Source organism: Bacillus sp. M13(2017), from assembly GCF_002218325.1.
GTDB lineage: Bacteria > Bacillota > Bacilli > Bacillales > Bacillaceae_G > Bacillus_A > Bacillus_A thuringiensis_K.
In genome coordinates this window covers 657,845-680,797 of the sequence record NZ_KZ268500.1, presented here as the reverse complement: position 1 = coordinate 680,797, position 22,953 = coordinate 657,845, and the positions used below count along the sequence as shown (strand labels likewise).

Below are 22,953 nucleotides of genomic sequence, written 5' to 3'. Positions count from 1 at the left end.
ATAATTCTCGTGTTACTCTCTCATGATTTAGTCAACTTCACTTGTTACGATAATGACTAAAATACATGTGACTTATCATAAATTATAATCTGCCCTCATTATAGCTTGTTTTTTATAAAACGCTTACTTTTGTTGAATTTTAAAAGTTCTGAATAAAAGTCCATTTCTGCTATTTGTATCACTTGTATGTCATCTGACTTATATAACAGTTTTTCTAAATAATCATTATTTCGTATTTTTATCCTATATATTCAAACCATCCTAATTTTCTGTATCATCCAAGTATAAGTATAAAATAATAACAGTTTTATTTTTAAATTTTTTTAGACATAAAAAAATGGTAACCCGCCGTTACCATTTTTTACGAAATTATCATTTTTCTACTGGGAATGATTTCAAATCTGTCGCTATTTCTGTATTAGAAAACAACTCTCTAGCCTCTTTCAATAATTCCTTATATGTATCTCCTTGATAGCGAGAACTAATGTGAGTTAATATTAGTCGCTTCGCATTTGCCTGAAGTGCAATGCTCGCAGCTTGCTTAGATGTAGAATGAAAATAATCATACGCTTGTTGCTCATCTTCTGCTGCGAAAGTCGCTTCATGGACAAGTACATCTGCATCTTGCGCAAGCTCCCTACTCGCTTCGCAATATCGCGTATCACCTAAGATAGTAATAATTCTTCCTTTTTGAGGTGGGCCGATAAACTCATTTCCATTTAATATCGTGCCATCCTCTAATTCAACTACTTCACCATCTTTTAAACGTTTAAAGATTGGACCTGGTTTCACACCCATCTCAAGCAACTTATCAACTAAAAGAGCACCTTGTATATCTTTCTCTACAATACGATATCCAAAGCATTCTATACCGTGTGACAATCTTTTCGTTTCTACATAAAATTCATTATCTTCAAATACGGTACCTTCTTCTGTTATCTCCACAACTTCAAGTGGATATTTCACATGCGTCGTACTTACCGATAATGCCACTTCAATAAATTGTTTAATTCCTTTCGGTCCATACACCGTTAAAGGCGTAGTTCCTCCTTGAAATGAACGGCTACCTAATAAACCAGGCAACCCAAAAATATGATCGCCATGTAAATGCGTAATAAATATTTTTTCAATGCGGCGCGGACGTACAGATGTATGTAATATTTGATGTTGCGTGGCCTCACCACAATCAAATAACCAAGTTTGTCCTCGTTCTTCTAACAATTGTAAAGCAATTGCTGAAACGTTCCTTCCTTTTGAAGGAACACCTGCACCAGTTCCTAAAAATACAAATTCCACTTTCTTTCCTCCAGCTCTAAATATACTCTATCTCTCATCTTACGGAATGTTATTTCAAATGGCAAATTGAATTTACATAACGAAACATCTAGACAACTATATAACACGAACGTTATACTTAAAAAATTTAGCTATCGTTCGTTTTTTGTGTTAAAATAATTATACTACATTTTAAGGGAGCGTTTTATTATGAAAGAAGTATTTCGTTTACAAACTGATTTTTCATCTTCATTTGATCGCTGGGTAAGTTCTTTCGTGTCTGATCACCCAGCACAATTAGAATGGACAACTTTAAAGGAATTAATCCATGAATATACAACATCACATACAAATGATACGTTACCAGCATATATTTCTTCAGCTTTAACATATTACGCCCAACGCGTTTCAACTACAAACAGTTCAGAGATTGTTATTTTTGAAAACCCTACAATCTCGTAATCTATAATAAAAAAAGCACTAGTTACAGTGCTTTTTTTATTTATACTTATTTAACAAATAATCATATTCCGTCCAAAAGTCGGTATACATACTTCGCTCAAACTCATTTGAAATTATCTTTTCACTTGATTTATTAAATAATTCTTTTGCTTGTAGTGCAAAAGAAACAATTTGTTTTCTATATTCATTTTCATTCAATTCTATATGAAGTCCTTCATAGTATATAGCCTTTTGATTAGTAGAAATAACTTTGACAAAGTCTTTTAAACTCACGTTTTCACCTATATGGTTTATAGTCCAATGAATTGAAATTCGGCAGCCTAACATTAACATAGTGCCACATCCGTGCAAAATAAGCCCCTCTTCATTTTCAATATCACAAATATATTCTTTATCTAAAGTTCGTAACAAAGCTAAAGCTGATTCACTTATTCCCCATTCCTCATCCATACCTGTCCGCTTAATAATCGTTCCAGCCACATTTAAATATATTTCTCCATGAGAACATAAATCTTCCTGCTCATTAAACAACCATTTTTGATTTTCAATTAAAGATTTATTTTTTAATCAATCTTCTTTGACAGGGGAAGCACTTCCTGTAGAAAAATACGAACACTGCTACCATACAGAAAATAAGCATATCTTACCGAAAAACATGAAAAAAATTACAATCCACTCGATACGGAAAACCTTTGCTTCATGGGAACAAATATTGTAAGTGGTAGCGCAAAAGCTGTTGGCATCTCAACAAGTACCGATACGTATTTCCGCTCTTTAGCAAATAAGGTAATTGGAAAGCGTGTAGAAACAAGCTTTGATAAAGGTGTAAACAAAGTAAGCTGGCTCTTAATTACATTCATGCTTATTATGGCAATCGGGATTTATATTCCATTCTCATCACTTGGTGCCTGTATAATAGGAAAGGTGTCATGATTTTACTACTTCATGACACCTTCTACATAAACTTATTTTCTAACTTTTGTTGAAACGACTTCTCTTGCTTACGTAGTAGTTGACTACCTCGTTGTAAAATTGGTGTTCCATACTTATCATTAATTTGATCAATGACAGCAAGTAGTGGTTCTTTTTTCGCATCCTCTTCAAATGAAAACAAATCTAATTGTTTCACCGATTCTGTCTTCCACTCTATTTCAGTAGCTGTAACACCTAGTAAACGAACGGAATCACCATCCCAATGTTGCTTCCATAAACGGGATGCTGCTTGAAAAATATCACGTTCCTCCCAAATTGCATTTTTCAATTGCTTACTCCGTGTTACTGTTCGCCTATCATGGTATTTAATCATAATTTGAATATTATAGCTGACAAGGGTTCGCTTTTGTAATCTTTTACTCACTGATTTTGATAACCGTTCTAACATATCAAGTAATTCTTTCTCTTCATCCATATCCTTTGAAAAAGTCATCGAGTTACCGACACTTTTATGTTGGCCCATTTGACTCGGATCCACTTCCCTATCATCCGTACCTTTTGCACGCTTTTGTAAATCAATACCGTGCTTCCCAATTTTAGCGCGAATGATATGCTCGTCTCCCTTCGCTAATTGTTCAATTGTATGTATATGAATTTCATTTAATTTTTCAGCTGTTTTTTCTCCAATCCCATGCATTGCTTCAACTGGAAGTGGCCAAATCATTTCTGGAATATCACGTTTTCGAAGTACGGTAATACCGAGAGGTTTTTTCATATCAGAAGCTGTTTTTGCTAGGAAAAGATTTGGAGCGATTCCGATACTACACGGAAGCTGCAACTCTGTTAGTAGTGCTTGTTGAATCATCTTTGCTATTTCAAGAGGCGAACCAAGTGCGTAGCAATCTGTAATATCTAAATATCCTTCATCTATTGAGACTGGTTGTATCTTTTCTGTAAAACGAGAAATGACTTGAAACATTTGAAATGAAGCTTCGCGATATAATGTGAAATTAGGACGCCTTACAACTAATTGCGGGCATAACCTTTTCGCTTCCCAAAGGGGCATCGTCGTACGTATTCCGTATTCTCTCGCCTCATAACTACATGTTATAATAATTCCTTTTCTCTCTTTTTCATTTCCAGCAACCGCTAATGGCTTTCCTTGTAATGATGGATCATGAGCAATTTCAACAGATGCGAAAAAACAATTCATATCTACATGTAAAATTACACGACCATTTTTCGGATACATTTCTCGCATAGTACTCACTCCTAATCAGAACGTTCGTTCTTTTATTATATCAAATTTTGCACAATAGTTATAATAATTACTTGTTCTTTTTTATAGTCGATATAAAGAGGCTATATAATAAAGTGAAAGTTTAATCAGCCCTCACCAATCGGGCCTTTACGGGCAGCAGGGCCCCACCTAACTTTTTTACTTTCGCTGAATTTTGAGGTAGGGGTGTTACTGCCCGGCAAATAGCGGGATAAACTCAACTATACATTCCTTTTTGTTATATTAATCATTGCAATTAATTATTTACTACTTCCCATTTTCAATATGAATACGTTAGGATTATTCCCTCGTCTAGTATATGTAGCAACAACGTATATACTTCCATAGGTTTTCTTATATTGGCTTATACGTTTTGTCAAAGCAATCGAGTCAAAATAAAAAGCGTGTAAATCACAATTGATTTACACGCTTTTTCTATTCCATTACTTCGCTACTTCTTCAATAATTGCAACAACTAATTCTGCTGTTTTTGCTAACTCTTCAACAGGAATCTTCTCGTTTGTTGTATGAATTTCTTCATAACCAACTGCTAAGTTAACTGTTGGGATACCATGTCCTGCAATTACGTTTGCATCACTTCCGCCACCACTTTGGTGAAGAGAAGGTGTACGACCAATTTTTTCAGCTGCACGTTTTGCGACTTCTACAACGTGATCGCCATCAGCAAATTTAAATCCTGGGTACATAACGTTTACTTCAACGTCTGCATGACCGCCCATTTCTTTTGCAGTTGTTTCAAATGCTTCTTTCATTTTCGCAACTTGTGCTTCCATTTTCTCATTGATTAAAGAACGAGCTTCTGCAAAGATTTGTACATGATCGCAAACGATATTCGTTTGTGTACCACCTTCAAAACGTCCAATATTTGCAGTCGTTTCAGAGTCAATGCGACCAAGTGGCATCTTCGCAATTGCTTTCGCTGCGATAGTAATTGCAGATACACCTTTCTCCGGCGCTACACCAGCGTGAGCTGTTTTCCCGCGAATAATTGCGTTCACTTTCGCTTGTGTTGGAGCTGCAACAACGATTTCACCAACTTTTCCATCGCTATCTAATGCGTAGCCATATTTCGCTGTAATACGCTCACGGTCTAATGCTTTTGCACCAACAAGACCTGATTCTTCTCCGACTGTAATAATAAATTCAATTTTACCATGAGGGATATTTTTCTCTTTTAAAACACGGATTGCTTCGAACATTGATGCTAATCCAGCTTTATCATCCGCACCTAAAATTGTTGTACCGTCTGATACGATATATCCATCTTTAATAGAAGGCTTAATTCCATTACCAGGAACTACTGTATCCATATGAGAAGTAAAGTAAATTGTATCAACACCCTCTTTTGTTGCTGGTAAAGTACAAATTAAGTTACCTGCACCATGACCAGTTACAGCCATTGTGTCATCTTCAAATACTTCTACACCTAAATCTGTAAATTTCTTCGTTAATACTGTGCAGATTTCTGCTTCAAATTTCGTTTCAGAATCTACTTGTACTAATTCCATAAATTCATTTACTAAACGTTCTTGATTAATCATAAGACTGCGCCTCCTGCACTACCATTATGTATGTAACACTATTAATTATAACAGAATTTCGCAAAAGTTTCGAAATACAAGACAAAAAACAGATGGTTTACATGTCTAGATAACCATCTGCTTTCTATTACTCATTTAACAATACCCAGCGCATATGATCTTCCCACACACCATTTACCATTAACATCTTCCTAGACACGCCTTCATATTGAAAACCTATCTTCGTTACTACTTGTATAGATGCTAAATTACGAGGCATAATCGGAGCTTCTATACGATGTAACTGAAATTCCTCAAAAGCAACTTGAATCGCTTTTCTAAGTGCTTCTGTCGTATACCCTTTGTTTAACTCTGCTTTATCTAATTTATAACTGAGTACACAAGATTGATAAATGCCACGAACGATTAAATTAAATGAAATACACCCAATTATTTTCGTATCATCACCCTTTTTAAAAATCCATAGTCTGATGATTTTCCCTTCTTCGAACTCTTTTCTATCCTTTTGCAATTTTTTCTTTTGATAATCTAGCGTAAAAAAATCATCCGGTCTATACTCTTCCCAAGCTTTTAAAAATTCACGATTTCTGTCGTAATATTGAAGAACTGTTTCAGCATACGACTCATCAATTTCCCTTAAGTATAAACGATCTGTTTCGTATATTTTCATCATCGTATCTCCATTCTTCAGCTTGCCCAACTAAAAATTAACAATATACCCTTTAACTATATTCTCTATACACACTCAAATTTCCTGTTATATTTTGCAATCCCCTCCCGAATTTTGTCCTCACTCTCCTCTTGTCCATAATTTCATTTCTCGTTACAATGAAATTGTACTGATTTGCAAGGAGGTATAACGATGCATAAAAAAGCTCAAAAAATTATGGTTTATGTGATGCTAATTTCTATGCTTGTAACAACATTACTTGCTGGCGCGAGTATGTTTTGGTAAAAAGGGCGATGTGTTCGTCCTTTTTTTACTTTTTACACATGAAAAAATAAACCATCTCGACATCGAGATGGTTTATTTTATATAAAACACAATCGCTACAATACTAAAGGAAAATGACATTACAAGTGCTATTACAAAACTTGTATATTGTTTCTGCTGAAATGCCCCAATAACAAAAGTGAGATTAAGTAATGCCATACATACAATCGCTACAAGATAAGAACATATATTAAAAGTTGCCAATATGAATGTAATAACAAATAGAAATCCCATAAAAAACTGCATATATGAAAGTTTCGGATTCAAGTACATATGAGCAACCCCTTTATCTAATTTTATCTTTCTATACTCTCATTAACGCACGGTTATGTACACATGTCAAGACAACTTATTATAATAGAAAAAGCCAACCTTTTCGTTGGCTTTTTCATATGCAACGGCTCCTTTTTCTTTTGCCAATTGCTGAAATGATTTTTTCGATTTCACAATCCATACTTTCGTTCCAATTGGAATGCGATCAAACAAATATTCCACATCGTTTTTCTTCATTCTTATACACCCTTGTGAAATATACTTTCCAATTGAACTCGGTTGGTTTGTTCCATGTATTCCATATTTACTTCCATCAGTTCCTCTTGCATTAAATCCAATCCACCTTGACCCAAGTGGATTTTTTGGCGATCCACCTGGAATATCCTTCGCAATGTAATACGGATCCTTTGCTTTCATTACAACATCAAAAGTTCCTTCTGGAGTTAATTCATTCGTTTTCCCTGTCGCTACTGGAAAAACCTTTTGAATCTTTCCATCGTCAATGTAAGCTAATTTATTCGTTGCTTTATTTACAATAATAAAAGGATCTCCGGCACGTGGATTATCCCCAAGAGGCCAAATCGGCGATAAAGAAAGACATAATATGATAGAGAGAAGATACGGCATAGATAATTCCTACCTTCTATATAAGTTCTTTTATATTATCCTTTCCCTTAAAGCGACTTTTAATGAGTAAATATTGTTCCATTTCATACACAAGTTGAACAAGTTTCGCACGTATCTCAAATTCTTCGCGTGTAACTGGCAATGGCATGTCTCTAAATAATTCCCTCATTTCTTGAAGCTGCCTTAAGGAAATAACGCCAGTACTCTCAGGGCTAATAGCATTACCAATGTTTTCAACAACATCTGCAATCATGTCAGCTTGTTCATATGTCCACGATAAAGAAGCTGCTAGTGGTATCATTCGCTCTAAAATTTCGAATTGTTGCATGCGCATATTAAAATAACGATAGTAATAATCATCTTCTCGCATAAATGCATTCTCAAGTTTTTTAAACGATAAATCCCTTGCTTCATTTAACATATTCTCGGTTTCAATGAGTTCTGCTCCACTCCAACTACTTTCTCGATTTCGTAAATACACAACCATTTCAAACAAAATCGTTTTAAAATTACTCTCTATTTTATCCTGATACTCTTTTAGCTTATTTTCACTACTCGGCATATACATATTTACTAATAACGCCACGCTAATCCCTATCGTTAATATAGCAATTTCATTTCCAACTATAAGCCATGTAATTTGCTTCAATGAATATAGATGCATAACAATAACTGAACTCGTGACAATACCTTCTTGAATTTTAAGCATTACTGCAGTCGGAATAAATGTAAGTAACAATATGCTAATTGCAAGTGGTGTATAGCCTATCGTTTCAAAAATACAAAACGCGAATACCATTGATAATACACACGCTAGAAAACGATGTAACGACACTTGAAGCGATTTGCGCTTCGTATTTTGTACACATAAAATAACTAAAATACCTGCTGAACTATAAAATTCTAACCCTAATAACTGAGCAATAAAAACTGCCGCGCCTGTCCCTATTGCTGTTTTTACTGTACGATATCCAATTTTAAACATATCATTACTCCTATATGTATAAACGTATTTACAGCTAGTATAAAAAAAGGATGACACAATGTCATCCTTTTCTACTTATTATTCACATAACCTTTTCATATTACAATATTTTTTGTAAAAATTGTTGCGCACGTTCACTTTTCGGCGCTGCAAAAAATTCTTCTGGCGCACTATCTTCTACAAGCTTTCCTCCGTCCAAGAAAAGAACACGATCTGCCACTTCTTTTGCAAAACCCATTTCATGTGTAACGATAGCCATCGTCATTCCTGTCGTAACTAACGATTTCATAACTTCTAACACTTCTTTCACCATCTCTGGATCTAGCGCCGATGTCGGTTCATCAAATAACATAACTTCCGGTTCCATTGCTAACGCTCTTGCAATTGCTACACGTTGCTTTTGTCCTCCCGAAAGACGATTTGGATACGTATCTTTTTTATCTACTAATCCAACCTTTTCTAAAAGTTTCTCAGCTTTCTTTTCAGCTTCTTGCTTCGTTACCCCTCTTACATTGATAGGAGCATACGTAATATTTTCTAATACAGTCATATGAGGAAATAAGTGAAAATGCTGAAATACCATACCGACATTTTCACGAACATGCATAACATTCGTTTTCGGATTGGTTACTTCTTCCGTTCCAATCCAAATGTGACCATCCGTTGGTGCTTCTAACATATTCATACAACGTAAAAATGTTGATTTTCCTGATCCAGAAGGTCCTATAATTGCAACTACTTCCCCTTTTTCAATCGTTGTTGTAATTCCTTTTAATACTTCGTTTTTACCAAATGATTTATGAAGGTTTTCAATTTTAATCACTTTTCTTCATTCTCCCTTCAATTGCCTTCCCGACTAATGTAAGAATAATGACTAACATATAATAAATCAGTCCAACAAAAAGTAATGGTTCAAGATATTTAAATGTCTCACCGCCTACAATGTAAGCACGACGCATTAAATCAGTCGCGCCTATTACTGTTACTACAGCCGATTCTTTCGTAAGTGTCGCAAATTCATTCACAAGCGCTGGTAATATATTTTTTAATGCTTGAGGGAAAATAATATTTCTCATCATTTTTCCGTATGGTATCCCTAAAGCCATTGCTGCTTCTGTTTGTCCTTTATCAACCGCTTGAATACCAGCACGAATTACTTCTGACATGTATGCACCTGAATTCAAGCTAAACGCAAGTACAGCTGCTAAGAATGCTGGTATTTCATAACCAATTATTTGTGGGACACCGAAATAAATAATCATTAATTGCAATACAAGTGGTGTACCACGAAAAATTGATGTATAAAAATCTGCTGCTATATTTAATGCTCGTATTCTAACAATTTTACAAAGTGCTAATAGCGTTCCTAAAATAAATCCTGCTAAAGCTGATACCGCTACAATTTTCAAAGTAACTTCTAAACCTTTTAGTATATATGGTATCGAAGGCGTAATCGCCGAAAAATCTAAATTCATTCTTTTCATTCCCCTCACAGAAAAGTGAAAGGCAGCTTATTTTCCGCTGCCAAACCATTTCTTCACTAATTTATCCATTTCTCCATTTTCTTGCATTTTTTTAATTACTTTATTAAATTCAGCTGTTTTATCACTGTTTTTCGGAAGGGCAATTGCTGCTCCAACTTCTTCTGGTGCTTCTTTAATTTCAATTCCTTGTAAATCTTTCATTTTCTCTAAATAATTTTTAGCAACTGTGTCTTCTATAATTGCAGCCTCAAAACGACCAGCTTTAATTTCTTGTACGATTTCTGGTATACGGTCACGTCCCTCAACTTGGAAATCTACTTGTTTTTTAAATTCGGCTGCTTTCTCTTCTTGAATAGACCCTGTTTGTACTCCTACTTTTTTCCCTTTTAAATCCTCTACAGATTTAATGTTAGAATCCTTTTTAGAAACGACCATATTTTTCGCAACAAAATAAATATCTGTAAAATCAACGTTATTTTTACGCTCTGCAGTTGGCGTCATGCCTGCCATTACGAAATCAACTTTTCCTGAACTAAGAGATGCTAATAAACCACCAAAATCCATATCTTTCACTTTCACTTCATACCCAAGTTCTTTTCCGATATATTTAGCAACATCAACATCAAAACCAATAATTTCATCACTTTTTGAAGCTTCCACGTATTCATATGGTTTATAATCCGCTGAAGTCCCCATTACGAGTACTTTCTTATTTCCTTTTGTTTCTTTCGACTCCCCATTACTACAAGCGCTGAATATACTTACAATTAAAATAAGTGCAAACGATATTGATACTAACTTCTTCATCTTTCTTCCCCCTAATAATGTATATTTAAAAGTTTAATAGAATATTTATTCGATGTTTGTATTGTATCAGCACTTTTATTTTTATGCAATATATAAAATAAAAATAAATAAAACAGCAATACAAACGATGTTTATTATGTATAAAAAAATGCATAAAACAACATAACTATGCATATCTCAGAAATTTTAATAATAAATAAAAAAGCGGCACATCCACTTGATTGTGGATGTGCCGCTTTTTCTCTTATTTTTTATAGTTCTTCACAATTCTCTTCGAAATACGATTGTAGTTTCGCAATAACTTGCATCGGTTCATGACCTTCAATTTCATGACGCTCTACCATCGTTACAATTTTTCCATCTTTTAATAAAGCAAATGATGGAGAAGAAGGTGGGTACCCTTCGAAATATTCACGCGCTCTTGCTGTCGCTTCTTTATCTTGACCTGCAAACACCGTTACAAGGTGGTTAGGACGTTTATCATAATGTACGGAATGCGCAGCAGCAGGACGAGCAATACCACCTGCACAACCACATACAGAGTTTACCATTACAAGTGTTGTTCCATTTCTTTTAAATGCTTCTTCTACCGCTTCTGGCGTCGTCAATTCTGTATATCCAGCAGAGACAATCTCTTCACGCGCTTGGCGGACAACATCATTCATAAAAAAGTTAAAATTAATCACTCTTTTCCCTCCTCTAAAACTACCTATTTGTATCTTACCAGTTAATGTTTATGAAATACAAGTAAGTTTACTTGTATTTAAGTATAGAAAAGGTGTTAGAGCTCTTGCTCTAACACCTTTTCTTTAATGACCACGATGTTTTTGCTTTGCTTTTTGTACTTTAATTAAACGTCTTCTTTCTTTTTCAGCTTCTCGCTTCTCTTTAGACTGCACTTTCTTTTCTTGCTTATGCAATTCATAAGATAAACTAATCGCCTCTTGCGCCTTAGTAAAACGTTTAATAGTTGTTTCTTTTGCTGCTTGTCGTATGATACGCTTTATGTTTTTAGGACGCTGTTTTTCATTAACTTCTACACCACATTTTGCAAAGTGCTGAAAATGCTCTAAAATTGAACCATTCACAAACATAAGCACTTCTTCATCTGACGGTTCCGCTCCAAAAATATACCTCGCTCCATACAATTTCCCTTTTTCTTTACATGTAATAATTCCAACAAAAAATTGACCATCGTGATATACTGTCAAATCCATTGACAGCCCCTCCTTTAAAAGATTAGAAATACGGGACATCCCGGAGGGGAAGGTTACTGACATGAAATCATGCGTCTGGACTACCAACCAGAGCTGTGTTTTTGTATTTCTTTCACTATTATTATATCTTTTTTTCCATAATCTTCATATATTCAGCAATCATTTTTTTATGCGATCCTACAATATAGTCAGGTAGTTCTGTTAGTGAAAAGAATTTAAGCTGAACTGCTTCTTCTTTATTCATAACAAAATCCCCTTCGTATTCATCCGTATAATAGGCGGTTGTTACAGATTGAAATTCATCACCGTTTGCTAATTTTGTAAAGTAGTTCGCTCCAGAAAATACATTGATTAGTCGCAAATTCTTCACTTTTATTCCTGTCTCTTCATATACTTCACGATAAGCTGTTTCTTCTGGTGATTCACTAAGCTCCATTAGCCCGCCAGGTAGCCCCCATTTTCCGTACGGCTCTGTCCGCTGCTGTAATAAAACATATCCATTTTCATTTATAACGAGTACAACAGCACCAACTAAAATTAAAGGGCGATGACCAACTATTTTTCGTAATTCTTCTACATATCCCACCGTATCGCCTCCTTTTTCGTTGTCCACACTATTGTATCATATGTACGAAACGACAAAATGCGTATATCTTTCATTTTTTTAACAAAATATTTATTTTATGTGATTCATCTATTGTAGCTAACATAATAGATTCGACTTCTGTACTCTCCTCTATAAATTCTCTCGCCCACGCTTCTGTTTTTCCTAATAATGCAAGAACATCTTTCTGTATCCTCCCATCCTTTACTAATACAAAAGAAACTGGAGATTTTTTTCCCGCCACTTTAAGATCAAGCCGCGAAACTGCTTCATATTCTGGATACCGAAATATAGAAACGACACCGTTCGCTTCCCATAATGCTAATTTAATCGTTTGAATATCGCTCACATTTCGCATACGAAGTTCCGAAAACAAATATTCCACGGTAATTCTCGCCTTTTTCAAATTGCTACAATCAATGGAACCATTATGTATAAGAATAATCGGTGCAGGCTTTAAAAACCGTCTCCATCTATCCCATTTCAACATTAAAATAGAGCTTACAATATGAAGTACAACTAGTATACAAATTGTACTCATTGAACCAAGTAATCCGACCTTTTCATCAAAAACTGCATTAGAAATATTCCCGCCAAGTAATAACACTAATACAACATCTAAAAAACGAAGTTGTGCGATAGACCTTTGCCCATCGCTTTCGCAACTAATATTAAAAATATGTATGCTATAATAGCCCGAATAACCCATTCACTATTAGAAAGATGCCGTGCTCCTTCAAATATATGCATATGCATCACTTTGCACTCCTTACCCGTCTCAAACTGCTATCCTGTTTTAGTTTGCAACGTTTATGAGCATATATGTAAAAAAAGCTGGTTCGTTTAAAAACGAACCAGCTTTTTTTACTTAACTGAAAACATATATTTTTTATAAGTTTTCCGTACCGATAGTATGAGCCCCATCATAATCATATTCGAGAATAAGGAACTTCCCCCATACGATAAGAAAGGTAATGCAATACCTTTTACAGGCATTAACCCAACGATCATACCGATGTTTTGGAATATTTGAACTGTTAATATACCGATAGATCCAGCGCATAATAATGTACCAAATAAATTATCAGCGGAATAACCAATAATAATTGTTCGATATAGTAGCAACAGGAACAAGAAGACAACTAACGCTGCTACGATAAATCCACCTTCTTCGGCAATTGTAGCGAAAATAAAGTCAGTATGCTTCTCTGGGATATAGACGCTTCCTCCACCGTATCCTTTACCTTCCATACCTCCACTACCTACAGCTAGAATCGATTGCTGTGTTTGATAGCCTTGATCTGTATGTTCAAATGGGTCCAACCAACCTAAAATACGTGACTGTTGGTGAGGTTTTAGTAATGTAACTAAATTATTATAGAAAAAATCCTGATACTTAAAGTAAATAAACATTAACACAGATAATATCGTCACCGGAATAACTGTGCATATTGCTATCAATTTCTTCTGAATACCTGACATAAATAAAATACATGCAATAGCAGCAGCATATAAGAACACCATACCTGTATCCGGTTGGCTATATACAATTGCCGTAGGAGGAATAGATACTAGCATAATCTTTCCTACTAATATTAAGTCTGTTTTAAATGTTCGAACCATATGCTGTGCATTATGCTTTACGGCTAAATTTGCTACTAACATAACCAGTGCAATTTTGAAAAACTCTGACGGCTGAATAGATCCAATTAGTGGAAATCTAAACCATCTTTTTGCTCCTAGTATCTCCGGTGTAAAGGTTGAAACCGGTAATATTTTTAGTAGAATAATTGACAAAAACGTTGCAATATACAATGGCCATGATAATTTTTGTAGCTGATCTGAATCAACACTTGCAACAAGAAGTAACATTACAATTCCAATTATGTAGTTAATACCTTGTTTCAAAGCAAAATTCTCAGCCCCATATTGGCCAGTTTGCTGACTGCTATATATAGCAGCTATACTCGTCACACATAGTGCACACAAAATTAAAATTAATTTTACATCTAAACTTTTTAGAAACTCGGTACTTCTTTTCATGACATCCTCCTGAAACATTGTTACGGCAAAAATAAAAAACCAGGAGTCAACATTCTTCATGTTTTGACGACTGATTACACATTATCTATAAAACACTTATATAGAATAACTCTCTTTTTCATACAATACAATATATTATACTACAGTTTCATCAGTAAGATTTGCCAAAAAAATTATTCTTTTCTTATTTTATATCCATATACCATATATCAGCAATGTATTTTCGTAAATTCCTAATACATAATCGTTTATTGTAAGATTACTGGGAAAGGTATTTATACATATAGTAGGATGTAGATGAAGAAATAAGATAATAAAAAGCTCGCATAAGCGAGCTTTTTATTAATATACAGATGTATTATTTTCTGACATGTTTTCCAAAATTTCTTTAACACGTCCTAAGAACTTACCACAAATTAAACCATCAAGTACTCGGTGATCAAGTGATAAACATAAGTTAACCATATCACGAGCACCGAACATACCGTTATCCATAATTACTGGGCGTTTTACAATTGATTCAACTTGTAAAATAGCCGCTTGTGGGTAATTAATAATACCCATAGATTGAACAGAACCGAATGATCCTGTGTTATTAATTGTAAATGTTCCACCTTGCATTTCGTCTGCTTTTAACGATTTCGTACGTACTTTTCCTGCAAGTTCTGTAATTTCACGAGCGATACCTTTAATTGTTTTCTCGTCCGCTTGCTTAATTACTGGTACAAATAGTTCTTCCTCTGTTGCAACAGCGATAGAAAGGTTAATATCTTTCTTCTGAACAATTTTATCGCCAGCCCACATTGAATTAATTTGAGGATACTCTTTTAACGCTTGTGCTACTGCTTTTACGAAGAAAGCAAAGAACGTTAAGTTAAAGCCTTCACGCTTCTTAAAGTCGCCTTTAATTGAGTTACGGTATGACACAAGGTTTGTCACATCTACTTCAATCATCATCCAAGCATGTGGTGCTTCGTGTTTACTACGTAACATGTTTGCTGCGATTGCTTTACGCACACCTGTTACTGGAATTTCGATATCTCCAGGCATTGTAGGTACAGAAACTGGTTTCGCAGCTTCTACTTTTTGCGCTACTGGTGCTGCTGGGCGAGCTTCTACTACTGCCGCTACAGCTTCCTCTTTCTTCGCCGCACCTGCTTGCGGAATATTTCCAGATTCCACTAGCTTTAAAATATCTTTACGAGTGATACGGCCGTTTGCTCCCGTACCCTCTACTAGATCTAAATCAACGTTATGCTCACCCGCAAGTTTTAACACAGCTGGTGAAAAACGTGGTTTTCCATCAGTTGGTTGTTTTACTTTCGGTGCTTTTTCAGGCGTAATTGCTGCTGCCTTTGGTTCTTCTTTCGTTTTTTCCTCAACAGCTGTTGCTGCTACTTCGTCTGCGCCTTCTACTTGAATCACACAAACTACTTCACCTACAGCTAACGTATCACCTTCACCAGCGATTAACTCTTTCACAATACCAGTGAAAGAAGATGGTACTTCAGCATTTACTTTATCAGTCATTACTTCTGCAAGCGGATCATACTTGTTTACGTGATCGCCAACATTAACGAGCCATTTACTAATTGTGCCCTCTGTAACGCTCTCCCCGAGCTGAGGCATTGTAATATTTTCTACAGCCATGTATAGTCCCCCCGATTAAAATTCCGCAAGTTCACGCATTGCTTTTTCAACTTTATCTGGATTTACCATAAAGAATTTTTCCATTGTTGGTGCATATGGCATTGCTGGAACGTCTGGACCTGCAAGACGTGCGATTGGCGCATCTAAATCAAATAGACAGTTTTCAGCAATAATTGCTGCCACTTCACTCATAATGCTTCCTTCTTTATTGTCTTCTGTTACAAGAAGAACTTTACCTGTTTTAGAAGCTGCTTCAATGATTGCTTCTTTATCTAATGGATATACAGTACGTAAATCAAGAATGTGTGCAGAGATGCCATCTTGTGCTAACTTTTCAGCTGCTTGAAGAGCAAAATGAACACATAATCCGTACGTGATAACTGTAATATCATCACCTTCACGTTTTACATCTGCTTTTCCGATTGGTAATACGTAGTCATCCTCCGGCACTTCACCTTTAATTAAACGATATGCACGTTTATGTTCGAAGAATAATACTGGATCTTCATCACGAATGGCTGCTTTTAATAAGCCTTTTGCATCATATGGTGTAGAAGGGATAACGATTTTTAAACCTGGCTGGTTTGCAAACATCGCTTCTACAGATTGTGAATGATACAATGCACCGTGAACACCCCCACCAAATGGTGCACGGATTGTAACTGGACAAGTCCAATCATTATTAGAACGATAACGAATTTTTGCTGCCTCAGAAACAATTTGGTTTACTGCTGGCATGATGAAATCAGCAAACTGCATTTCAGCGATTGGACGCATACCATACATTGCTGCACCAATTGCTACCCCAGCAATTGCAGATTCTGCAAGCGGTGCATCAAGCGCACGATCTTCACCAAATTGATCATACAAACCGTGTGTCGCTTTAAATACGCCACCTTTTTTACCAACATCTTCTCCTAAAACGAATACTTTTTCATCGCGTTCCATTTCTTCGCGCATTGCTAATGTAATAGCATCAATATAAGACATTACAGCCATGAAACGTTCCCCCCCTATTCTGCGTATACGTGCTTCAATGCATCTTCAGGTGCTGCATACGGAGCATTTTCTGCATATTCTGTTGCTTCATTTACGATATGCATAATTTCGTCTAACATTTGTTTTTCCAATTCCTCAGTTAACACACCAGCTTCTTTTAAATAAGCCGCGAATGTTATAATTGAATCTTTTTTCTTTGCTTCTTCTACTTCTTCTTTATCACGATAAACACGATCATCATCGTCACTAGAATGTGCTGTTAAACGATATGATACTGTTTCAATTAAAGTTGGGCCTTCACCACGACGACCGCGATCTGCTGCTTCTTTTACAGCTTTATATACTGCAAGCGGATCGTTTCCGTCTATTGTATATCCAGGCATACCATAACCAATTGCACGATCTGATACGTTTTTACATGCTAATTGTTTTTCAACCGGAATAGAGATTGCATATTTGTTATTTTCACACATAAAAATAACAGGTAGTTTGTGTACACCAGCAAAGTTTGCCCCTTCATGGAAGTCACCTTGGTTTGAAGAACCTTCTCCAAATGTAACGAACGTTACTAAATCTTTCTTCTCCATTTTTCCAGCTAGTGCAATACCAACTGCATGTGGTACTTGCGTTGTTACTGGAGATGAACCTGTGACAATACGATTTTTCTTTTGACCGAAGTGACCAGGCATTTGACGACCACCAGAGTTTGGATCTCCAGCTTTCGCGAAAGCAGACAACATAAGCTCTTTAGCTGTCATACCAAATGCTAGTACAACACCCATATCACGGTAGTATGGTAATGCATAATCTTTCTCTCTATCAAGAGCGAACGCCGCTCCAACTTGTGCAGCCTCTTGTCCTTGACAAGAAATTACGAATGGAATTTTTCCAGCACGGTTTAATAACCACATACGTTCGTCGATTTTACGTGCAAGTAACATCGTACGGAACATTTCTAATACTTGCTCATCACTTAAGCCAAGCTCTTCATGGCGCTTTTCTTTTACTTCTGCCATTTTTCATAACCTCCTAAATCCACATTTTTATGCGTGTAACGCTCTTCCATCTACAGCAAGTGCTGCTTCACCAATCGCCTCAGATAATGATGGATGCGGATGAATTGTATGTGCTACTTCCCAAGGTGTTGCATCAAGTACTCTTGCAAGACCAGCTTCAGAAATCATATCTGTTACATGTGGTCCAATCATATGAACACCAAGAATGTCATTTGTCTCTTCATCAACTACAAGTTTTACGAAACCATCTGATTCTCCGTATACAAGTGCTTTTCCGATTGCGCGGAATGAGAACTTACCTACTTTTAACTTATAGCCTTTTTCTTTCGCTTCTTGTTCTGTTAAGCCAACAGAAGCAACTTCTGGACTGCTATATACGCATTTTGATACCATAGAGTAATCAATTGGTGTAACTTCTTTCCCTGCAATATGTTCTACTGCAGCAATTCCTTCATGAGAAGCAACGTGAGCAAGTTGCAGGCCACCGATTACATCTCCAATTGCGTAAATATGCGATTCTTTCGTTTGATAAAACTCATTTGTTTGAATGTATCCTTTTTCCACAACGATATCTGTGTTCTCTAAGCCAATATTTTGCGTATTCGCTTGTCTTCCTACAGATACAAGCATTTTTTCTGCTTTAAATTCTTTATTTTCACCGTTGTGTTCAGCTTGGATTGTTACTCCATTATCTTTTACCAATGTTTCTGGTAATACTTTTGCACCAGTTACTACTTTAATACCTTTTTTCTTGAATAGACGTTGCATTTCTTTTGAGACGTCTTGATCTTCTAGTGGTAATATCGTTTTCGCATACTCTAATACTGTAACTTCTACACCGAAGTCAGCAAGCATAGATGCCCACTCAATACCGATTACACCGCCACCAACGATAATAATCGAACTAGGAAGCGTTTCCATTTTTAGAGCATGATCTGAAGACATTACGTACTCTCCGTCTAATTCTAAACCTGGTAATGAATTTGGACGAGAACCTGTTGCAATAAGTACATTTTTTGGAATTAACATTTCATTCTCTTCTCCACTTGCAAGTTCAACTGAAATTGTCCCTGGCATCGGAGAGAAAATAGATGGGCCAAGAATACGGCCAATACCTTCAAACACATCAATTTTACCTTGTTTCATTAAGTGTTGAACGCCTTTATGAAGCTGCGTTACAATCTTCTCTTTACGCTCTTGTACTTTCGCAAAGTTTAGTTCTACATTGCTTGCAATAACTCCGAACTCTTCGCTTTTTTTAGCAGTTGCATATACTTCCGCACTACGTAAAAGAGCTTTACTAGGGATACATCCTTTGTGTAAACAAGTACCACCAAGATTTTCTTTTTCGACTAGTGCAGTTTTTAACCCTAGTTGTGATGCACGAATTGCAGCAACATATCCACCAGTACCGCCGCCAACGATGACTAAATCATATTCTTTTGCCATTATCTCAACCCCTAGCTACCGTTTCTTTTTCACGTACAACGTATTCTTTTGGAGCTTCTTCTTCACGTAATACACGAAGTGCTCCTTCTGCTAACGCTTCTAACTCATCTTCGCCTGGATGTACAATAACATCTGCAATCCAGTCCACTCGCTCTTTTATTTCATCGACAAGAATTTTACTGTATGCCAGTCCACCAGTTAATACGATTGCATCGATTTTCCCGTGAAGTACAGCGCTAGCTCCGCCAATCTCTTTTGCAACTTGATATGCCATTGCTTTATAAATAAGAGTTGCTTCAGGATCACCTTTTTCAACCATTTTCTCTACTTTAATCGCATCATTTGTACCGATTAAACTTACAAGTCCACCTTGTCCGACAAGCTTTTTAATCATTTCATCTCGGTAATACTCACCAGAGAAACACATTTCTACTAGTTGCCCTACTGGTACTGTACCAGCACGCTCTGGACTAAATGGTCCTTCTCCGTTTAAACCGTTATTCACATCGATTACTCTTCCTTTTTTATGAGCACCAACTGTAATACCACCGCCCATATGTGTAACTAATAAATTTAAATCCTCATATTTGTGGTTTAACTGTTCGGCTACTTTACGAGCAACTGCTTTTTGATTTAATGCATGGAAGATACTTTTACGTTCCATACCAGCAATACCACTTATACGAGCAACTGGCTCCATCTCATCTACAACGACAGGATCCACAATAAATGCAGGAATGTTTAATCCAGAAGCAATTTCATATGCTAAAATGCCTCCAAGGTTTGAAGCGTGATGACCGCTAAACCCATTTTTTAAATCTTCTAACATCGCATCGTTTACTGTATACGTACCGCCTTCGATTGGACGAAGTAATCCACCACGTCCACAAACAGCGTTTAATTTTGAAATGTTAATACCATGAGAATGTAGAACTTCTAAAATCGTTTCTTTTCGAAACTCATATTGGTCGATAATTCGCTTGTATTTCCCAATCTGTTCTACGTCATGACGAATCGTTTCTTCTAAAACGGGTCTTTCATTATCAAAAACACCAATTTTTGTGGATGTACTACCTGGGTTAATAACAAGAATTCGATTTACAGACAATGTTGCTACCTCCACTAATAAATTCAAAAGGAAGCGGAAACCTCATAAGAGGTAACCACGCCTTTTGTAAAAGTTATATATGAATGATTAGCGACGGCTAATAATATCGTGACCGTTGCGTAAGTAAGTGCTACGAGAATTTTTCAAGCTTGCAATGCGCTCTTCAGCTAGACGATCTGCCGCTACATAAGTTGCTATGCCATCGCGTTTTGAAATTTCGATTACTTTTGCAATTGTGTCATAAATAGACTCAACACGTTTTAGTGCACGTTCTCTATTGTATCCATATAATTCGTCTGCTACGTTAATTACGCCACCTGCATTAATTACATAATCTGGTGCGTATACAATACCCATTTCATGAATGATGTCACCGTGACGATTTTCTTTTAATTGGTTATTTGCAGAACCTGCGATTACTTTTGCTTTAAGTTGTGGAATAGTTTCATCATTAACTGTTGCGCCTAATGCACATGGTGCGTAAATATCGCATTCAACACCGTAAATTTCATTTGGTTCAACTGCTGATGCACCGAATTCTTCTACAGCACGTTGTACAGCTTCTTTATTAATATCTGTAACGATTAATTTTGCTCCTTCAGCGTGTAAATGTTTGCATAGGTGATATGCTACGTTACCAACGCCTTGAACAGCAATTACTTTTCCTTCTAAATTGTCAGTACCGAAAGCTTCTTTTGCAGCTGCTTTCATACCACGGTAAACACCGTATGCAGTTACTGGAGATGGGTTACCAGAAGAACCGAATGATGGTGAGATACCTGTTACAAAGTCAGTTTCTTCATGGATAATATCCATATCATCTACTGTTGTACCAACATCTTCAGCTGTAATGTAACGTCCGTTTAGTCCTTGGATATAACGTCCTAGTGCACGGAACATTGCTTCGCTCTTATCTTTACGAGGATCACCGATAATTACTGTTTTCGCACCACCTAAGTTTAAACCAGCTGCTGCGTTTTTGTATGTCATCCCTTTTGCAAGACGCAATGCATCTTCAATCGCCGCTTCTTCAGAATCATATGTCCACATTCTTGTTCCACCAAGAGCCGGTCCAAGTGTTGTATCATGAATTGCAATAATTGCTTTTAAACCAGATTCTTTATCTTGACAAAATACTACTTGCTCATAATCATATTTTTCTAAGTATTCGAAGATTTCTAATGTCATTGTCGTTTCCCCCTAATGTTTTACCCTTTTTGGTTTATTTTGAAGCAGTCGCAACTGCCAATGCTAATGAATATACTTTTGTTTCTGCTGAATCAGCACGAGATGTTAAAACAATCGGTGCTTTTGCGCCAGCAATCATTGCTCCTACTTTTGCATCCGCAAAGTATACGAGTGATTTATATAGCACATTTCCAGCTTCAATCGTTGGGACGAGTAAAATATCTGCCTTACCTGCTACATCACTTACTATGCCTTTATGCTCTGCTGCAATTTGTGATACTGCATTATCTAAAGCAAGTGGTCCATCAACGATACAATCTTTAATTTGTCCGCGGCGATTCATTTGTGTTAACATCGCTGCATCAATTGTCGCCTGCATCGCTGGATTCACAACTTCTACTGCTGCGATTGGTGCCACTTTGGGCAAGTCGATTCCTATTGCCTGGGCAACTTCTACAGTATTTTGTATAATAGCAGCTTTTTGTGTTACGTCAGGTGCGATGTTCATCGCTGCATCTGTAACGAAAATAAGACGGTCGTAATTTTGAACTTCAAATGCTGCTACATGTGAAAGTACGCTACCTTTACGTAGGCCCCACTCTTTGTTTAACACAGCCTTCAAAATATTTGCTGTTGGGATGTTCCCCTTCATAAGCACATCTGCTTCACCATTTCTCACAGCTTTAACAGAAAGTTCTGCAGCTTCAGCACTAGACATTGCTGCAATCACTTCAACATGTTCTGAAGTTTGTAAACCATGTTCTTGTAGCATCCCCATTATTTTTTCTTGATTTCCATATAGACGAAATTGAGCTAGCTGTAATTTAATTGCTTTCGCTACAGCTTCAATTACTTCATGATCTTCAGCTACTGCTACAGCCACAGTTTTTTTAGGCTGTCCTGCTTGATCAATTAAGTATTCTAACTTCATATTTTGTAATCAACCCTTTCCGTCGTCCCTCGTCCATTTATAAAGCAAATACCGTGCCAACTTTTAA

24 protein-coding genes and 2 pseudogenes are annotated in these 22,953 nt (G+C 36.3%); 3 read left to right on the top strand and 23 right to left on the bottom strand.

Translation table 11 applies throughout. The annotated features are described in order from the left end of the window. Positions 1-372 precede the first annotated feature (372 nt). A complete protein-coding gene (gene rnz / locus CGQ22_RS03940) occupies positions 373-1,296 on the bottom strand; it encodes a ribonuclease Z (protein WP_000397455.1) in 924 nt (307 codons plus the stop codon). Between the two features lie 189 nt (positions 1,297-1,485). Between rnz and CGQ22_RS03935 the strand changes: the two genes are divergently transcribed. After that, complete coding sequence (locus CGQ22_RS03935; protein ID WP_000665709.1) at positions 1,486-1,737, top strand: DUF3932 family protein; 252 nt, start codon at positions 1,486-1,488, stop codon at positions 1,735-1,737. 36 nt (positions 1,738-1,773) lie between these two features. On the opposite strand, the gene CGQ22_RS03930 is transcribed toward CGQ22_RS03935, so the two are convergent. Beyond that, the gene (locus tag CGQ22_RS03930) at positions 1,774-2,286 is read right to left on the bottom strand and encodes a hypothetical protein (protein ID WP_089148291.1); all 513 of its coding nucleotides are present in this window, start codon (positions 2,284-2,286) and stop codon (positions 1,774-1,776) included. Here CGQ22_RS03930 and CGQ22_RS31310 point away from each other — a divergent pair. Further along, positions 2,282-2,610 (top strand): annotated as a pseudogene (locus tag CGQ22_RS31310) (P-type ATPase actuator domain-containing protein); the annotation flags it as partial. The gene CGQ22_RS03930 and the pseudogene CGQ22_RS31310 sit on opposite strands and share 5 nt — an antisense overlap. A gap of 82 nt (positions 2,611-2,692) precedes the next feature. Here the strand turns inward: CGQ22_RS31310 and CGQ22_RS03920 are convergent. From CGQ22_RS03920 to CGQ22_RS03910, 3 genes are all read right to left on the bottom strand, one after another. Next, positions 2,693-3,931, bottom strand: a complete 1,239-nt coding sequence (locus CGQ22_RS03920; protein ID WP_001208853.1) for a DNA polymerase IV — start codon at positions 3,929-3,931, stop codon at positions 2,693-2,695. Between the two features lie 461 nt (positions 3,932-4,392). After that, positions 4,393-5,511 (bottom strand): tripeptidase T, encoded by a 1,119-nt coding sequence (locus tag CGQ22_RS03915; protein ID WP_000609824.1) that lies wholly within the window; start codon positions 5,509-5,511, stop codon positions 4,393-4,395. Between the two features lie 127 nt (positions 5,512-5,638). After that, a complete protein-coding gene (locus CGQ22_RS03910) occupies positions 5,639-6,184 on the bottom strand; it encodes a GNAT family N-acetyltransferase (protein WP_033672813.1) in 546 nt (181 codons plus the stop codon). A 189-nt stretch (positions 6,185-6,373) separates the two neighbouring features. Here CGQ22_RS03910 and prli42 point away from each other — a divergent pair, with 189 nt between their 5' ends. Continuing rightward, positions 6,374-6,466 carry a stressosome-associated protein Prli42 gene (gene prli42 / locus CGQ22_RS31815; protein ID WP_000549037.1) on the top strand — a complete coding sequence of 31 codons (93 nt, stop codon included), beginning with the start codon at positions 6,374-6,376 and terminating at the stop codon, positions 6,464-6,466. Positions 6,467-6,538: 72 nt separating this feature from the next. Here the strand turns inward: prli42 and CGQ22_RS03900 are convergent, their stop codons facing one another. The 18 genes and pseudogenes from CGQ22_RS03900 to yqiS form a co-directional block, all read right to left on the bottom strand. Beyond that, entirely contained in the window at positions 6,539-6,778 is a 240-nt protein-coding gene (locus tag CGQ22_RS03900) for a DUF3894 domain-containing protein (RefSeq protein WP_000281167.1), read from the bottom strand. A gap of 66 nt (positions 6,779-6,844) precedes the next feature. Then, entirely contained in the window at positions 6,845-7,405 is a 561-nt protein-coding gene (locus CGQ22_RS03895) for a L,D-transpeptidase (protein ID WP_001146566.1), read from the bottom strand. A gap of 16 nt (positions 7,406-7,421) precedes the next feature. Beyond that, complete coding sequence (locus tag CGQ22_RS03890) at positions 7,422-8,390, bottom strand: aromatic acid exporter family protein (RefSeq protein WP_000472672.1); 969 nt, start codon at positions 8,388-8,390, stop codon at positions 7,422-7,424. 100 nt (positions 8,391-8,490) lie between these two features. Beyond that, positions 8,491-9,213 carry an amino acid ABC transporter ATP-binding protein gene (locus CGQ22_RS03885; protein WP_000590204.1) on the bottom strand — a complete coding sequence of 241 codons (723 nt, stop codon included), beginning with the start codon at positions 9,211-9,213 and terminating at the stop codon, positions 8,491-8,493. Continuing rightward, a complete protein-coding gene (locus CGQ22_RS03880; RefSeq protein WP_001046920.1) occupies positions 9,206-9,865 on the bottom strand; it encodes an amino acid ABC transporter permease in 660 nt (219 codons plus the stop codon). Before CGQ22_RS03880 ends, CGQ22_RS03885 begins: the two co-directional genes overlap by 8 nt. Positions 9,866-9,901: 36 nt before the next feature. After that, on the bottom strand, positions 9,902-10,681 hold the full coding sequence (locus CGQ22_RS03875; RefSeq protein WP_000737679.1) for a transporter substrate-binding domain-containing protein: 780 nt from the start codon (positions 10,679-10,681) through the stop codon (positions 9,902-9,904). Positions 10,682-10,932: 251 nt separating this feature from the next. Continuing rightward, positions 10,933-11,346: a BrxA/BrxB family bacilliredoxin gene (locus CGQ22_RS03870; RefSeq protein WP_001979317.1), complete on the bottom strand. Its 414-nt coding sequence runs from the start codon at positions 11,344-11,346 to the stop codon at positions 10,933-10,935. A 144-nt stretch (positions 11,347-11,490) separates the two neighbouring features. Then, positions 11,491-11,898, bottom strand: a complete 408-nt coding sequence (locus tag CGQ22_RS03865) for a YjdF family protein (protein WP_000366582.1) — start codon at positions 11,896-11,898, stop codon at positions 11,491-11,493. 121 nt (positions 11,899-12,019) lie between these two features. Beyond that, positions 12,020-12,484, bottom strand: a complete 465-nt coding sequence (locus tag CGQ22_RS03860) for an NUDIX hydrolase (RefSeq protein WP_000542550.1) — start codon at positions 12,482-12,484, stop codon at positions 12,020-12,022. Positions 12,485-12,554: 70 nt separating this feature from the next. Further along, positions 12,555-13,258 (bottom strand): annotated as a pseudogene (locus CGQ22_RS03855) (DUF421 domain-containing protein). A gap of 108 nt (positions 13,259-13,366) precedes the next feature. Then, on the bottom strand, positions 13,367-14,545 hold the full coding sequence (locus CGQ22_RS03850) for an FtsW/RodA/SpoVE family cell cycle protein (RefSeq protein WP_000831183.1): 1,179 nt from the start codon (positions 14,543-14,545) through the stop codon (positions 13,367-13,369). 342 nt (positions 14,546-14,887) lie between these two features. Then, a complete protein-coding gene (locus tag CGQ22_RS03840) occupies positions 14,888-16,195 on the bottom strand; it encodes a dihydrolipoamide acetyltransferase family protein (protein ID WP_000257643.1) in 1,308 nt (435 codons plus the stop codon). Positions 16,196-16,210: 15 nt separating this feature from the next. Next, complete coding sequence (gene bfmBAB / locus CGQ22_RS03835) at positions 16,211-17,194, bottom strand: 3-methyl-2-oxobutanoate dehydrogenase subunit beta (RefSeq protein ID WP_000290071.1); 984 nt, start codon at positions 17,192-17,194, stop codon at positions 16,211-16,213. A gap of 14 nt (positions 17,195-17,208) precedes the next feature. Next, positions 17,209-18,210: a 3-methyl-2-oxobutanoate dehydrogenase subunit alpha gene (gene bfmBAA, locus CGQ22_RS03830; protein WP_000852550.1), complete on the bottom strand. Its 1,002-nt coding sequence runs from the start codon at positions 18,208-18,210 to the stop codon at positions 17,209-17,211. A gap of 27 nt (positions 18,211-18,237) precedes the next feature. Then, positions 18,238-19,659, bottom strand: a complete 1,422-nt coding sequence (gene lpdA / locus CGQ22_RS03825; RefSeq protein ID WP_001051289.1) for a dihydrolipoyl dehydrogenase — start codon at positions 19,657-19,659, stop codon at positions 18,238-18,240. A 4-nt stretch (positions 19,660-19,663) separates the two neighbouring features. Continuing rightward, entirely contained in the window at positions 19,664-20,767 is a 1,104-nt protein-coding gene (buk, locus tag CGQ22_RS03820) for a butyrate kinase (protein WP_000115780.1), read from the bottom strand. An 87-nt stretch (positions 20,768-20,854) separates the two neighbouring features. Beyond that, positions 20,855-21,955, bottom strand: a complete 1,101-nt coding sequence (locus CGQ22_RS03815) for a leucine dehydrogenase (protein ID WP_000171357.1) — start codon at positions 21,953-21,955, stop codon at positions 20,855-20,857. Positions 21,956-21,989: 34 nt separating this feature from the next. Beyond that, entirely contained in the window at positions 21,990-22,886 is an 897-nt protein-coding gene (yqiS, locus tag CGQ22_RS03810; protein ID WP_000764680.1) for a phosphate butyryltransferase, read from the bottom strand. Positions 22,887-22,953 lie beyond the last annotated feature (67 nt).